The 15,939-nt window shown below is 69.1% G+C and carries 7 protein-coding genes; 4 read left to right on the top strand and 3 right to left on the bottom strand.

The window, feature by feature from the left end:
- Positions 1 to 61 precede the first annotated feature (61 nt).
- Positions 62 to 3,025, top strand: a complete 2,964-nt coding sequence (locus ACFW9Z_RS31285) for a helicase-related protein (RefSeq protein ID WP_384646011.1) — start codon at positions 62 to 64, stop codon at positions 3,023 to 3,025.
- A complete protein-coding gene (locus ACFW9Z_RS31290) occupies positions 3,022 to 7,188 on the top strand; it encodes an Eco57I restriction-modification methylase domain-containing protein (protein ID WP_384646012.1) in 4,167 nt (1,388 codons plus the stop codon). The genes ACFW9Z_RS31285 and ACFW9Z_RS31290 overlap by 4 nt, the downstream gene beginning before the upstream one ends.
- Positions 7,189 to 7,305: 117 nt before the next feature.
- Here the strand turns inward: ACFW9Z_RS31290 and ACFW9Z_RS31295 are convergent, their stop codons facing one another.
- Together ACFW9Z_RS31295 and ACFW9Z_RS31300 are read right to left on the bottom strand one after the other, a co-directional pair.
- Positions 7,306 to 7,785 (bottom strand): ASCH domain-containing protein, encoded by a 480-nt coding sequence (locus tag ACFW9Z_RS31295; RefSeq protein WP_384646013.1) that lies wholly within the window; start codon positions 7,783 to 7,785, stop codon positions 7,306 to 7,308.
- The gene (locus ACFW9Z_RS31300; protein WP_384646014.1) at positions 7,782 to 9,839 is read right to left on the bottom strand and encodes a GNAT family N-acetyltransferase; all 2,058 of its coding nucleotides are present in this window, start codon (positions 9,837 to 9,839) and stop codon (positions 7,782 to 7,784) included. The genes ACFW9Z_RS31295 and ACFW9Z_RS31300 overlap by 4 nt, the downstream gene beginning before the upstream one ends.
- 174 nt (positions 9,840 to 10,013) lie before the next feature.
- Between ACFW9Z_RS31300 and ACFW9Z_RS31305 the strand changes: the two genes are divergently transcribed.
- On the top strand, positions 10,014 to 12,194 hold the full coding sequence (locus tag ACFW9Z_RS31305; RefSeq protein ID WP_384646016.1) for a UvrD-helicase domain-containing protein: 2,181 nt from the start codon (positions 10,014 to 10,016) through the stop codon (positions 12,192 to 12,194).
- A 124-nt stretch (positions 12,195 to 12,318) separates the two neighbouring features.
- Entirely contained in the window at positions 12,319 to 14,337 is a 2,019-nt protein-coding gene (locus ACFW9Z_RS31310; protein ID WP_384646017.1) for an N-6 DNA methylase, read from the top strand.
- 31 nt (positions 14,338 to 14,368) lie between these two features.
- On the opposite strand, the gene ACFW9Z_RS31315 is transcribed toward ACFW9Z_RS31310, so the two are convergent.
- Positions 14,369 to 15,928, bottom strand: coding sequence for a serine/threonine-protein kinase (locus ACFW9Z_RS31315; protein WP_384646018.1), 1,560 nt, complete (start codon positions 15,926 to 15,928; stop codon positions 14,369 to 14,371).
- Positions 15,929 to 15,939: the final 11 nt, after the last annotated feature.

Below are 15,939 nucleotides of genomic sequence, written 5' to 3' on the forward strand. Positions count from 1 at the left end.
GCCGATGGCCTCCTCCTCCGTACGTACACCAAGCACGCCCGCACCCGCCCGGAAGGCCCGTATGACCACCGCCGCCGCGCCGGCCCCGAAGTACGCCGTCGGCTCTCTCGTCCATGCCCGGGGCCGTGAATGGGTGGTGCTGCCGGACTCCACCGAAGACCTCCTCGTGCTGCGCCCGCTGGGCGGCGCCGATGTCGACATCGCGGGGGTGCTGCCGGGCCTGGAGACCGTGGTGCCTGCCACGTTCGCCCCGCCCACGCCCGGTGACCTCGGCGACCAGCACACCGCCGGTCTGCTGCGCACCGCCCTGCGGATCGGGTTCCGCGCAGGGGCGGGCCCCTTCCGGTCGCTCGCCTCGATCGCCGTGGACCCACGCCCGTACCAGCTGGTGCCGCTGATGATGGCGCTGCGCCAGGACACAGTGCGGCTGCTGATCGCCGACGACGTGGGCATCGGCAAGACCGTCGAGGCCGGCCTCATCGCGGCCGAACTGCTTGCCCAGGGCGATGCCCGTGGTCTGGTCGTGCTGTGCTCCCCGGCGCTAGCCGAACAATGGCGGGCCGAGCTGCGCGGCAAGTTCGGTATCGACGCGCGGCTGGTACTGCCCGCCACTATCGGCCGCCTTGAGCGCGAGACGCCGTACGGGCATTCTGTGTTCCGCTCCGACGGCGCCTACGTCGTTTCCACAGACTTCATCAAGTCGCCCCGCTACCGCGAGGACTTCCTGAACAACTGCCCCGACCTGGTGATCGTCGACGAGGCGCACACCTGTGTCGCGGACTCCACCGCGCAGGTCTCGGCGCGCACGTCACAGCAGCGCTACGGACTGTTGCGTGCGCTCGCCGACGTCCCCGACCGCCACCTCCTCCTGGTCACCGCGACCCCGCACAGCGGCAAGGAGGAGCCTTTCCGAAGGCTGCTCGGGCTACTTGACGCCCGCCTCGCCACCGTGGGCTTCGAATCCCGCGCGGGCCGTGAGCTGCTAGCCCAGTTCTTCGTGCAGCGCCGCCGCGCCGACATTCGTGAGGACTTCCAGGACGGCGCACACTTCCCCTCCAGCCGGGACACCGCCGAGGTCTCTTACACCCTGCACCGCGACTACCGCGCCCTGCTCGCCGAGGTCCTCGCATACGCCCGGGAGACGGTGCGCTCCGCCGACGGCGCGTTGCAGCAGCGGCAGCGCTGGTGGTCGACCCTGGCGCTGCTGCGCACCCTTTCCTCCTCGCCCGCCGCCGCTGTGCGGTCGCTGAACACGAGGGCCGGTGTCCAGGAGGCGGACAACCCTGACGAGGTGGACCGTACCGGGCAGGTGACCGTCTCGGACCCGGCGGACACCGACAGCGCCCAGTCCGCGGACGAGGTACCGGGCAGCCTGCTGCCCACCGCCACGTCCACGACCGGAGAGACCGGCCCCGACGATCTCAACGCCGAGGAGAAGTCCCGTCTCGTCGCCATGGCCGAGGCCGCGGGCAAACTCGCCGGTCCCACCCGCGACACCAAGCTGAAGAAGCTGGTGGCGACGGTGACCGACCTCCTCGATTCCGGTTACCGGCCGATCGTGTTCTGCCGTTACATCGCCACGTCCGACTACGTCGCCGACCACCTGAAGAAGGTGCTCAACAAGAGAGGCACCGAACACCCGGTAGCGGTAGCCTCCGTCACTGGCGAACTCTCGCCAGACATGCGCCTGCACCGCATCGCCGAACTCACCGGCGCGGACGAGCACGGAGAGCCTGCCCCCGAGCGGCGGGTCCTGGTGGCCACCGACTGCCTGTCCGAGGGCGTCAACCTCCAGGAGTCTTTCGACGCTGTCATCCACTATGACCTGGCCTGGAACCCGACCCGCCACGAGCAGCGCGAGGGTCGCGTCGACCGCTTCGGGCAGCGTACCGACACAGTGAAGGCGCTGACCCTGTACGGGGCGGATAACCCGGTCGACGACATCGTCCTGAAGGTGCTGCTGCGCAAGCATGAGCGCATCCGCCGCGCCATCGGCATCTCCGTCCCCGTGCCGCAGCAGGCGGAGAGCGCCATGCAAGCGGTGTTCGAAGAGCTGATCCTGCGCAGCGACACCCCTTCCTTCGAGCAGGAGGGGCTGTTCGAGCGGGAACAGCTGCCCGCCGCTGAGCAGTTGGAGCTCGCCTGGGAGTCCTCTGCCGAGCGCGAGAAGGCGTCCCGTTCCCTCTACGCCCAGAACCGGATCAAGAAGGAGGACGTGGCCACCGAGGTCGCCGAGATCCGTGCTGCACTCGGCACGGGCGAGGAGGTCAGGGAGTTCACCCGCCGGGCGCTCGGTGCATTGCGCGGGGTGCCCGCCGATCGCAAGCAGGGCGGGTTCACTGCCCACATCGACGCGCTTCCGCAGGGCCTGCGCGACGCCGTGACCGCGGCGCTCGGCCCCCGCCACCCGCGCCCGGTCGTCTTCCACGACGCGCCGAGCGCTCCGCGCGGCGAGGTGGCGCTGACCCGCACCGACCCCGTGGTGGCCGCGACCGCCCGCTTCGTCTTGGACACCGCCTTGGACGAGAAGTTCCCGGCCTGGCAGCGCCCCGCCCGCCGCTGCGGGGTGATCCGTACGAACGCCGTGGGGCGGCCCACCACCATGCTCCTCGTACGTCACCGCTTCCAGCTCAGCCTGCCCAGCCGCGACGGCGAAATGCGTCCCCAACTCGCCGAGGAGGCCCGGGTGGTGGCCTTCCAGGGCAGACCCGAAGTGCCGCAGTGGCTGACGGAGGAGGAGGCGCTGGCCCTCCTTGAGGCCCGCGCCACCGGAAACTCCGACTCGGGCTTCGCCACTGATCACATCGCGTCGATCCTCGCCGCCTTGGACACCGGCCTCATGGACGAACTGCGACTGCACTCCGAGTCGGCCGCGACGGAGCTGGAAGCCTCGCACCACCGGGTCCGCACTGCGGCCCGGGCCCGTCTCGCCGGCCTGAAGGCCGTCCCGCAGGGCGATCCGGACGTCCTCGGTGTCTTTCTCTACCGTCCGGCCGCCACAATCCAGCTGGGAGGCGACGCGTGAGCACCGCGAGAACCCTGGTCACCGACACCGTCGCCACCGTCGGCGGTCTGCTGCCCTACGACCTTCTCGTCCGTATCAAGGAAGGCAAGGAGCAGTCCGGCTCGAAGCCCGCTGACTACCGGCTGTTCGCCAAGGGCGAGTCCGTACGGGACGCCGCCGAGCGCTCCTGGGGCTATCTGCGCGGTGTCTGGGCCGCCTACCAGGACGCCCTCGCCCGCGACGGGGCAGACGACGACGCCGGTGTGCACGCGGTGGGGCTCACCACCGAACGCTGGTTGCTGCCCCTGTTCGAGCAGCTCGGCTTCGGCGCGCTGTCTGCCGTGCCGGAGCCCGGCCTGCCCGCCCACGACGACACGAAGGACTTCCCGGTCAGTCATGCGTGGGCGCACGTGCCCGTGCACCTCACCGGCTGGAACATCCCGCTGGACGTCCGCACCCCGCATGTGGCGCCGCAGGCCCCGCAGTCCATGGTGCAGGAGTATCTCAACCGCTCCGGCGACAAGACCCTGTGGGGTGCCCTGTCCAACGGCCGCCAGCTGCGGTTGCTGCGCGAGTCCGCGTCGCTGACCGGCGCCGCGTTCATCGAGTTCGACCTTCAGGCAATCTTCGAGGGCAAGCGGTCCGACGACTTCGTCCTCCTGTGGCGCCTGCTGCACCGCACCCGCTTCGAGGGTGACACCGCCGTATCCTGCCCGCTGGAGAAGTGGCGCACCGAGGCTATCGACTCCGGCACCCGCGCTCTCAAGGAGCTCCGCAAGGGCGTCGAGAAAGCCCTCACGGTGATCGGCGGCGGACTCATCGCACACCCCGACAACGCGAAGCTGCGCGAGGCCCTGCACTCCCGCACGCTCACCGTCCGTGACCTGCACCCAGCCCTGCTGCGGCTCGTCTACAGGCTGCTGTTCCTCTTCGTCACCGAGGACCGCGGCCTGCTCCTGCACCCGGAGGCCGACAAGACCGTACGCGACCGCTACGAGAAGTACTTCTCCACCGGCCGCCTGCGCCGCCTCGCCCGCCGCACCGGCAGCCCTCACGGCGACCAGTGGGAGGCTCTCACCCTGGTCATCAAGGGCCTCGGCGAGCCCGGCGGGCGCCCCGAACTGGGTCTGCCCGCCCTCGGCGGTCTCTTCGAACCCAACCCGGTGGACAGCCGGCTCGACGGCCTTGCCCTCACCAACGAGTCTCTGTACGAGGCCGTGCGCGCCCTCGCTGTCATCTTCGACGTCAAGCTCGGCCGCCCCCGCAAGGTCGACTATCGGCATCTGGGAGCGGATGAACTCGGCTCGGTCTATGAGTCGTTGCTTGAACTCGAACCCCGGCAGGAAGACGACGGCTCCTATGTCCTGAAGAAGCTGGGCGGCAACGACCGCAAGACCTCCGGCTCCTACTACACGCCATCACCGCTGATCGACTGTCTGCTGGACTCGGCCCTCGACCCGGTCATCGAGCGGGCCGTCCGCTCGGGTACGACGAAGCGGGAACGCAAGGCGGCGCTGCTCGCGCTGGCCGTGTGCGACCCGGCCTGCGGCAGCGGCCACTTCCTGGTCGCGGCGGCCCGCCGCATCGCCCGCCGACTCGCGGAGATCGAGACCGACGACCCGGAGCCGACCGCCGAAGCCGTGCGCGACGCTTTGCGCGAGGTCATCTCCCGCTGTGTGTATGGCGTCGACCTCAACCCGATGGCCGTGGAGTTGGCCAAGGTCTCCCTGTGGATCGAGGCCATGAAACCCGGCCGCCCGCTCACGTTCCTCGACGCGCACATCAAGCACGGCAATGGGCTCCTCGGTACCACCCCCAAGCTCCTCGCGGGCGGCCTGCCCGACGAGGCGTTCAAAGTGCTGGAGGGTGACGAGTCGAAGGCCGTCCGGAACCTGAAGGCCCGCAACGCGAGCGAGCGCGAGCGCTGGCTGGCGGCGATCCGCAAGGGCATGGACCAGGGGGCCCTATTCTCGAGGGAGTACGCCATCGCCGTGTCCAACGCGCCTTTTGCCAAAGCCACGTCCGCGATCACGGATGCCCGGTCGACGGAACTGGAAGACGTTCAGGAACAGATCCGCGCTTACCATGAGCTGACGACGTCCAAGGACTACATCAGGGCCCGCAGACTCGCCGATGCCTGGTGTGCGGCGTTCGTGTGGGCAAAGGTCGAGACAGCCTCACCGCCCGCCCTCACGACTGACTCCCTCCTCGCCCTCCACTCGGCCGATGGCGACACGGAAACCGAGATCGATGCTGACGCGCACCTGCCCGGCGGCACCGCGCGCACAGTGCGGGAGCTACGCGAGGAGTACCACTTTTTCCACTGGCATCTTGAGTTCCCGGAGGTGTTCCGGGTGCCGGCCGACCCGACGGCGCCGGGCGTGGACGAGCGGGCCGGGTGGATGGGTGGGTTCAGCTGTGTGCTGGGGAATCCCCCGTGGGAAACCCTTGAATTTAAGACAGAGGAGCATTTCGCGACCAGTGCGCCCGAAATCAGCAAGGCGCCTAATCAGGCGGCCCGGCAGGTATTGATCGACCAGCTTGCGGTCAGCGAGGAGGAAGCGGACCGGGAGCTGTACAAGGAGTACGTCGCCGAGAAGCGGCTGTCCGACGGGTACTCTCATCTGGCCCGGTGGTCTGGCCGCTACCCGCTGGCCGCGCGTGGCAAGCTGAACACATACCCGCTGTTTGCCGAGGCCGCGTCGCATGGGATCGCGCCCCGGGGGCGGTTTGGCCTCGTCCTTCAGACGGGCATTGCCACGGACGCAACGACCGCACCGTTCTTCTCTGACCTGGTCCGCTCGAAGCGGCTCGTCTCGTTCCTGGACTTCAAGAACGAGGCATTCGTGCTCAGCAGGGACGTTCACCACTCGGTCCGTTTCGCACTGCTGACCGTCACCGGTCGGGAGGAGCAGGTCCGCGAAGCGTCCTTCGCCTTCGGTACCTGGTACATGGAAGACCTTCCGGAGCGCCGGTTCGCCATGCCCGTCGAGGAGATTCTGCTGGTAAACCCGAACACCGGAAACCTGCCGGTGTTCGAGACGCGGCGTGATGCGGAGATTACGTTTGGTATCTACGGGCGAGTTTCCATCCTCTTCAAGGAGTCGGATGAAAAGGGGTGGGGTGGTTCCAATCCGTGGGGTCTCAAGTTCCGGCAGGGGCTGTTCAACAGTGCTTCGGACTCCAAATTGTTTCGGCGCAGACATGAGCTGGAATCCGAAGGCTGGAAGTTGAGGGGGAACGTATTCACCCACCCATCCGACGGACGTCGTTACTTGCCCCTGTACGAGGCGAAGATGTTCCACCACTTTGATCATCGACTAGGCAGTTACGAGGGACAGACGCAGGCGCAGGCGAATGTAGGGACACTGCCTCGGGTGACTCCGGAACAGCACGATGACCCGAACTTCGCGCCGATGCCAAGATATTGGGCGCCGGACTTCGACGTGGATTCGGGTAAACGGGACAAGAAGGGGAATCGGATCATGTGGCCGGGGGTGGCCACGCGGTTGGCGGACAAGGAGTGGTATGAGGACTGGCTCTTGGGGTGGCGTGACATCTGTCGTAGCTCCGATCGACGAACCATGATCAATACGGCCCTACGTCGCACGGCTGTTCCCGATGGCACGTTGTTGATGCTGCCGTCCCTCGGTAATCCGGCCTTGCTTCAGGCGGCGCTGTCGTCGTATGTTCTCGACTTCGTGGCCCGCCAGAAGTTCAGCGGCACTCACCTGAAGTTCTTTACGGCCTACCAACTTCCGGTACCAGCGCCTGAATCGGGTGATGAGCCATGTCCGTGGGGCGGTGCAAGCGTCGCGGAGTGGGTGGCGGCGCGGGTGGCTGAACTCTCCTTCACCGCAAGCGATATGGAGCCGTTTGCCGCAGCCATCGGGGTTGGCGGTAGCCGCCCGTTCCGCTGGGACGAAGCGCGACGAGCGCTGCTGCGAGCGGAGTTGGACGCCGCCTTCTTCCACCTCTACGGTCTAGGGCCCGAGGACCTGGAGTATGTGATGAATTCCTTCTCGCGCATCAGGGACGACGAAGTGGCCGCACACGGCACCTATCGCACCCGGGATCTCATCCTCGACATCTACAACCGCATGGCTGAAGCCCGCGAGACCGGCCGTGCTTACCAGACAGTGCTGGACCCGCCGCCGGGTGACGGCCCTCGCCACGAGGGTTGAACCGGGAAGTCGTCTATAGGGCCGGTCGCTTGGGCTGGCCCTGCCCGACCTCGGCTACGACCTCGCCCCGATTGGCGAGTGGGAACGCGGGTTGGTGGCCGTTGCGCTACGTACTGCTCAGACCCGAACGAGTTCGCTCAGCGTGTCACGCAGCACCGTGCCACCGTCCGGCGCGGCCATCACCAGCTTTCGAAGATCCTCTCCCGTCAAATACCTGTAGCTCTGCGGTGGATGGAACGACCCTGAAGCCCGCAGGGCCGACAGTGGCACTGGCGCTTGGAAGGCCACGGGCGCTTCCAGCGAGAGCCCGCTCGCCTGGATCGCCCCGCTCATGTACTCGTCATACTCGCGTCGACTGATTCCGGCCTTCGTCCGACTGGCGGTCCAGACCTCGCGGGGAGAGGCCACCCGGACCGAGGCGATGCGCGCGAGGCCCACGATGGCCATGGTGGGGGCGGTCGCGTAGAGCAGGACCGGAGTTCCGGGCGGGGCGGCGACGCGCTGGCGGCGGACCTCCACCGTTTTCGTCCCGGCCAGGATCGCCGTGGCGAACCGGGGATGGACGGACAGCAGCATCGTGCGCTCCGGATCGTTCACGGTGTTCGGTGCCCCTCTTCATAAACAGCCTGGAACAGCGCGTTGCTGATCTTCGACAGTGACGTCAGCGGCAACGGTAGCCGCAGCTTCCCGGCCAACGCGGTCAACCGGGAATGCGTCACATGTACGGGGAAGAGCTCCGTGTCGGAGAACCTCAAGGCCATGGCCTTTCCCGAGCTGTCGGCTGTCGCGCGCACGTCGGCACGACCATATACGCCCAGGTGTTCGAATTTCGAGAAGAGGGTGTCGGGCTCGTCGACGATCACCTCGTCCAGGCGCGAGCAGCCGATCACCATCTTCCCCTGCTGTCTGGAGCCGCTCCCGCTGACGTACCAGAGGATACGGGCGGGGACCGACTCCCCTCGGCCCCCCGGTGACCGGTAGTAGACGTGCTCACGGCTGATGCCAAGCACGTCGGCCCGAGGGACGAGCATGGCCGGAACGTCGAACAGCTCCGTCGACCAACGGGGTCTGATGGGGGCGATGAAGGACGGCAGGGCCGAATCGATGAGCTTCACCGGCCACCACACCTGCTCGGCTACGCTCGCGATCTCCGGTGGCACCTGGGGATCCAGGGCCGGCATCACGCGCCCCAGACGGTTTCCGATCTCGGCGGCCACCGCGGATACGGCGGCGGCGGACCCGCACACATCGACGAGGACCGCCGTGAAGCCGCTCTCGTCGGCGATGAAGCCGTCGCTGCCGGCCGCAGCCTTGGTGGCCGCGGACATGTATGGATCCGCGATGCGGACCGCCTGTGCGCTTCTCTCCCGTGCGAGCTTCTTCAGCATGAAGAGCAATTGCCTCGCGAGTGACTCCTCCAGGGGGTGCGAGGCCGTACGCAGGAAGGCGACGTTGAGTGTGCGGCCGTCCATGGCCCAGACGTTCAGAGCCACGGGGCGTCCCGCTCCGTCTCGCAGCAGTTCCCTGTGCCACAGCACGCCGTCCGTGGCGAGGGATTTCAATCGCTCCGCGAAGGCGGAACCCCTGTCGCCGTCGGCCTGGTCGAAGAAGGCGACCAGCTCGCCTTCGGTGCCGGGTGTGACTGCCTCGGCTGAGAAGGCGGTACCCATGAGATCGGCTGGCCGGTACACCTGGGCCTGGTGCAGTTCATCGACATGCAGGGTGACCACGGCGGGGGAGACGACCTTGACGCGCGCTACGCCCCAGGCGACATCAGCCAGGGCGGCGAGTCCGGGATCGCGAGTCACCAGTACCTGGAGGCCGGCGCAGGACGTCTCGGCCACATACTGCAGGCGGGCGCGCTGCTCGGCGGTGAGTGGTGCGTCGGGCGACTCTTTCCGTACGGCCGCGACCAACTCCGCCAGGCGGACCGAGACCGCGGCGGTGTCGGGGGGCAGCGACCGCAGCCCGGCCAAGCCCGTGCGCTGATGCTGCCGATCTTCCGCCTTCTCCACGTCGCGTACGGCGTGCAGCAGCTGCGGTGTATAAGCGAGTTCGATCAGGTCGGCGAGCCACCCCGCTTCGAGGGCCCGCGACTCCTTCACCGCTTGTTCCGACCCCGTGCCGCGGAGCCCGGCGAAGACGCTGTGGTCGACGGTCACCACGAGCAGAGCCTCGCTTCGAGCCTCGGTGAACAGGTCCTCATGGCCGAGGTCGAGCCACCACGTGTCCAGAATCTCCCTGTCCTTGCCCCGGCCCACGCTCTCGCCCTTGGGGACGAAGCCGAGGCCCGCCCACATGCCACTGAGGCCGTAATCGCGACGGCACTTGGCCCGGATTCCGAGCCGGTGCGCGTGTCGCTCCCGAATGGCCTCGATCAGCCGGCGTGCGATTCCCTTCCTCCGGTGCTCCTCAGCCACGCACAAGTGGGCGAGGCGCACATGGAGATTCCGTTTCGGGAGCCCGAAGAGCGCGTAGCCGACGACTTCCCCGTCCTCCACGGCCGCCATCAGGCCGCCGTCCTCGGCGTGCTTGTGGTACGCGGGCGGCGTGAGCAGGCCCAGATATCTCGTATACCTGTCGCCCAGGGCGATGACCGGGCCCATCAGCTCCGACCCCTCCCCGGACACCGGCAGTACCTCGATCGACATGTTCCCCCTCCGTGGCTACGTGTCCGGCCGACAGGCATCCCAGATGAATCTTGCCAAGCAGAGCTGCTTACGGACCATGGATCGAGCAGATGGGCCGCATTCGACCGGATGGATTGTAAACTAAGTCAATGCTCGCCGCTGTGGCGGAGCTTGGCGGAGGAAGGCGAGGCGCGTATGCCGCAGATCGCGATCACCAACACCTTCTGGGAGGGCGTGGACCGGCTCGACAAGCCGTCTCGCGCCCGGGTGCACAAGGCGATGGGGAAGTTCCAGCAGCTGACGGTGCACCAGTTGCACGCGGACAAGGGCCTGCACCTGGAGTCCGTGGTCGGCTCCCGTGATCCGCGTATGCGCACCATCCGGGTCGACGACGGACAGCGCATCGTGCTGCTCGCGCCCGACGACGGTAGTGACGTGTTCGTCTTCGTCCATGTCGTCTCCCACGACAAGGCGTACTCCTGGGCCAAGCGGCGGCTGTACTCGGTCAACGCGGTCACACGCTGTCTTGAAGTGCGTGATCTGACCGCCATGGAGCAGATCACCCCGCTCTTCGCCCAGGAGGCCGAGGCCGCGCCGGAGCTCCTGTTCGCCCGGTGGTCGGACACCGTGCTGCGCCACCTCGGCGTCGACGACGCCACGCTGCGCGCCGCCCGCGTCATCACCGGCAAGGCGCAGCTGGAGGCGTTCGGGTCGCTGATGCCGGAGGACCAGTTCGAAGCGTTGTGGCTGCTCGCGGAAGGGTTCGAGCCCGAGGACATCTACCGTGACCTTGTCGCGGTACGGCAGACGGCCGCCGTCGAGGAGGTCGAGGGCAAGCAGGGCGAGCTGGCCGCCGCCGTCAGCCGTACGCGCAGTCGGATCGCCTTGGTCACTGGGCCCGAGGAGCTCGCCGACATCCTCGCCAAGCCCTTCGACGCATGGCGGATCTTCCTGCATCCCACCCAGCGACGGGTCGCCTACCGTCCCGCGAACACGGGCCCCGCCCAGATCACCGGCGGCCCTGGCACCGGCAAGACCGTGGTCGCCCTGCACCGCGTCAAGCACCTGCTCGGGCGCTCACCCGACACCCGCGTCCTGCTCACCACGTACACCGGCGCGCTCGCCCGCTCGCTGCGCTCCGGGCTCGCCCTGCTCCTCGACCAGGACCAGGCGCTCCTCGACCGGGTCACCGTCACCACGGTCGACGCCACCGCCCATCGCATCGTGCGCGAGCTGCACGGGAACCCGGGGGACGTCCTCGGAGACAAGGACGAGCGGCTGCGCTGGAAGCGCCTGGCCCGCCGACTCGAACTTCCGTGGGCCGACGCGTTCCTGGCCCAGGAGTACCGGCACGTGCTGCTCGCCCAGGACTTGCGCACCCGCGAGGAGTACGAGAAGTGCCTGCGGCGCGGACGCGGCAGCAAGCTGGCGGCCGGGCAGCGTCCGCGGCTGTGGCAGGCGATGGAGCGGTTCGAGGAGGAACTCGCCCGCGACCGCGCCTGCACCTGGCTGCAGCTGTGCGCCAGAGCTGCCCGGCTCCTGGAGGGCAGGCCGGCCGAGGGCTTCCGCTACGACCATGTGGTGGTGGACGAGGCGCAGGACCTGCACCCCGCCCAGTGGCGGCTGCTTCGGGCACTCGTGCCCGAAGGGCCCGACGACCTGTTCCTCACCGGTGACCCGCACCAGCGGATCTACGACTCCCGGGTCTCGCTGCGCTCCCTGGGTATCTCCGTCGCGGGACGGGGCGCGCGACTGCGTCTCAACTACCGCTCCACGGAGGAGATCCTGTGCTGGTCGCGGGCGCTGCTCGACGGCGAGCCGGTGGCGGACCTGACCGGTGACGCCCCGGACTCGCTTTCCGGGTACCGGTCCCTGCTGCACGGGGAGCGGCCCGTGTGCGAGGGGCACGGCACGGATGTGGCTGAGGCGAACGCCGTCGTGCGCACGGTGGGAGCGTGGGTGGCGGCCGGTGTCGCGCCGTCCGAGATCGCGGTCTGCGCCCGATTCCACACACAGACCGCGATGATCAGCGATCGCCTCGCCCGGGCCGGGCTGCCCGTGGTGCGGGTCAAGGACGGGCAGTCCGATGACGCGGCCGGGGTGCGGGTGTCGAGCCTGCATAGCCTGAAGGGTCTTGAGTTCCGCTGCGTGGTTGTGGCGGGGGTGACCGCGTCGGCGTTCCCGTTCGCGGCGGCGGTGACACCCGCCGACATCGACCCGCTGCAGAACGCGACCGACCTCGCGGCCGAACGGTGCCTGCTGTTCGTCGCGAGCACCCGGGCGAGAGAGGCGCTCTACATGTCGTACAGCGGGCGGCCGAGCGACTTTCTCGACGGCGTGAGGCGGCCGGAAGAGTGGCGCTCTGTTGCCCTGTGAACACTGTCAATGCTTACGGTGGGCGTAGTAGTCTGCGGGACGCGCGGGTGAGGAAAAGTGGCTTGATCACGCGCCTTTAGGCGGGGAGCATCCGCATCTATTGAGAAACATCCAGGGAGTTCAGATGTCCACGCCGCGTGCCGTACCCGTGTCCCTGGCGGAAATCGCTCGTCTCGCGGGCGTCGGGCGGGCCGCCGTCAGCAACTGGCGGCGGCGTCATCCGTCGTTCCCCGCCCGGATCGCCGGCACGGACGTCAATCCCCAGTTCTCCCTCACCGACATCGAGAACTGGCTGCGCGAGAACAAGAAGCTCAAGAAATCCGCCGAGCGCGAATGGCTCTGGCCCCGCTTCGAGGCGCTCGGCGGACGGGACGAGACGGGGGCGGCGATCGCTGAGGTGGGCAGACGGCTCGCCGTGCGGGACGGGGCAGGCCAGCCCGCGTACCCGAAAGAGACGGCGGCTCTGATCGAAAGGGCCGTGGATCTCGGGCGGCGCGAAGGAGGCCCGGAGACCTTCGCCTTCCTGCTGCGCCGCTGGCTCGACGTCCACGTACGCCAGATCGCCACGACCCCCGAGCCGCTCGCCTCGCTCATGGCGGACATCGCCACCCACGTGGCGGACGTCGACGGCGGCCTGACGGCGATGGACCCCGCCTGCGGCACCGGCCACCTCCTGATGGCCGTGACCGAGGCCACGAGGGCGGACAGAGGAGCGCTCACTTTGCTCGGTGGCGACCGTGACCCCGTACTCGCAGCACTCGCCGAAGCCCGCCTGACCCTCGCCGGGGAGGTGCCGCAGAGGGAGCCCGCGCGCATCGACGTACGCGGCGGGGACTCGCTGCGCGACGACCCGTTCGCCGACGCGCCGGCCGATATCGTGCTGTGTAACCCGCCGTTCAACGAACGGGACTGGGGATACGAGGAGCTGGCCACGGATTCCCGCTGGAGTCATGGCCTGCCGCCGCGTACCGAACCCGAACTCGCCTGGGTCCAGCACTGTCTGGCCGGTCTGCGGCCCGGAGGCGCGGCCGTGCTGCTGCTGCCCCCCGCCGTGGCGGCGCGCAAGGCCGGACGGCGCATCCGCGGGTCCCTGCTGCGCACCGGCCAGCTGAAGGCTGTCGTGGCGCTGCCACCAGGGTGCGCCGCGCCGCACAGCGTCTCCCTGCACCTGTGGGTGCTACGGGCGCCCGCGGCAGGTGAGGAGGCGCCTGTAGGCGGTCACCTGCTGGTGGCCGACGGAGTGTCCCGTTTCCCCCGGGACCCGGGCCGTGAATGGGCCCCCGACTGGGCGGCGATCGGTGACTTCCTGCGTGAGACCTTGGGAGGGCCGGTCCCGGACGAGGGATCTGCCCATGTGCGGCGCGTACCCGTCATCGAGCTGCTCGACGACGAGGTCGACCTCACTCCGGGACGCCACATCACCCCGTCCTCGGCGGACAGCGCGCCCCGACTGGCTGCGTCCTGGCGAGAGTTCAAGGAGCTCACCACTAACATGACCAAGTCCGCCCGGCTGCTCGCGGCGCTCGAACTCGCCTCCGCCGCACAGGACACGCCCACAGCCACCACCGTCGCCGAACTGGCGCGGGCGGGGGCGCTCACCCTGCGCGGCGGCCAGCAGCCACCGGAGACAGCGGTCCGCACCGGGACGCCGTCCGCCGAGGATATCCCGCTGCTGACGGTTCCCGACCTTCTGTCGGACGGCGTACCCAGGGGACACCTCGCCGCCGACGACCCGGCGGTGCGCGACGCCGTGATCGCCGAACCCGGAGACATCGTCGTGGTGGGGGTGGCGCGGGCCTTCTCCGCCTGGGTCCATGAAGGAGTACCCACCGCCCTGGGCGCGCAACTGCACGCTGTACGGGTGCAGCCCGAGCAGCTGGACGCCTGGTTCCTCGCCGGTTCGCTGCGTGCCCCGGCCAACGTCCGCCAGGCCGGAACCCACGCGACGAGCTCCTCCCGCATCGACGTCCGCCGCCTCCAGGTCCGCCAGGTGCCGCTGCGCGAGCAGCGGCGCTACGGCGAGGCGTTCCGTGAACTCGCTGCCTTCGAACAGCTGGCGCGGCGCACCGCCGAGCTCGGCGGCGACCTCGTCCACGACCTCGGTGACGAACTGGCGGCCGGGCGGCTCGCGGGCGGGGCGTAGCGCGTCCGGTGGTGTGAGGCGGCGGAGCGCGTCACGGCGCCTCGTTGTCCGTCCGGACCTGCGAGGTGTCATGACCGTCCGCGAGCCGGGCCGAGAGCTGGGCGTCGACCTCACGCCTTACGGACTCGACCTGTTGGGCGTACTCGCGCGGCAGGCCCGCGGCCGTGCGGCCCGCGGCGTCGACCGTGACGACGGCGGCCTCCAGTTCACCGAAGGCGAGTCGGCATTCGGCCAGCCGCAGCCGGATCACCGCGCGCTCCGCCCGCTCGGCCGGACCGTCGCCGTGCAGGAGCGCGTCGTCGATCCCCTCGTAGAGACGAGCCGCGGAGCCGAAGTCCCCGGCCAGGCGGAGCCCGTCCGCCGCTGTCCGCCACACGCGGCGCACCAGGGGGCGGCGCTCTCCCCACTCCCCGCGCACCCGTTCTGTCAGCGCACTCAGACGATCGGTCGCCTCACCGGGTTCGCGGGTGGCGATCTCCGACTCGGCCCGCGCGCACAGCAGTTCCAACGCGTGGACGTCCAGCCACTCCGCCTCGTTCTCCGCCAAGGACGGGGCAGGGGGCGCGGCGGGAGCGCGGGTGGTGCGTGCGGCCCGGTCCACGGGCCGACGCAGCGGCGCCGTGGCGTCGGGGTGGGTGCGGGGACGTGGCCCGGGGTCGCCGGGCTGCGGACCGAGCGGTTCGAGGACCGCCAGGACCTCGTCCACGGGTGGTCGCCGGCCCGGCTGCTTGGCGAGCATGCGCAGCACGAGATCGTCGATCACCTCGGGGATGCCCGCGGCGTACACGCTCGGCGGCAGCGGCTCCTCGTACAGATGCCTCTCGGTCAGACCGGCGTCCGCGCCGAGCGGAAACGGCGGACGCCCGGTGAGCAGTTCGTAGAAGACGCAGCCGAAGCAGTACACATCCGTACGCGCGGTGGGCTCACGCTCAAGGAGCTGCTCCGGCGCCAGATAGCCGCGGGTGCCCAGGGTGGAACCGTGCGCCGTGTAACGAGTGGCGTCGGACCGCAGCGGCTTGGCGATGCCGAAGTCGATGAGGACGACCGCCCCCTCGTCGTCGATCATGATGTTGTCCGGCTTGAGGTCCCTGTGCACGACGGGCAACGTATGTGCGCAGGTCAGCGCCCCCGCCATCTGCACGGCGACGGCGATCGCCGTCGCCAGTGGCAGCGGTGTGTGCTCGTCCAGGAAGGTCCGCAGACTCACCCCGGTCACCAGACGCATGGCGATGTACGGCACGCCCCGGTGCGACCCGCTGCTGTACAGCTCCGTGATGCCTGGATGGTCGAGCGTGCCCAGAAGCGTGGCCTCGCGCCGGAACCGGGCGTTTCTGACGGCGAGTTCGACCTCCCTCTCCTCCGGGTCGAGGGTGTATAGGGCCTCGGAGTCGTGGCGCAGGAACTTCACCGCGACCTCGCGATCCGCCGAGACCGCGCGACCTTCGGAAGTGCCGCCGCCCGGGGAGACCTCGCGGGCCCGCCAGACGTGGGCCATCCCGCCCTTGCCGAGCGACTCCGTCAACTCGTAGCGCCCGTCAATCAGATCACCCGTGCCGGGCCTGTACATCTCCGCGTACGAATCCGCGTCCACGCCGCGCCGCC

It is taken from the genome of Streptomyces sp. NPDC059452 (assembly GCF_042750035.1).
Taxonomy (GTDB): domain Bacteria; phylum Actinomycetota; class Actinomycetes; order Streptomycetales; family Streptomycetaceae; genus Streptomyces.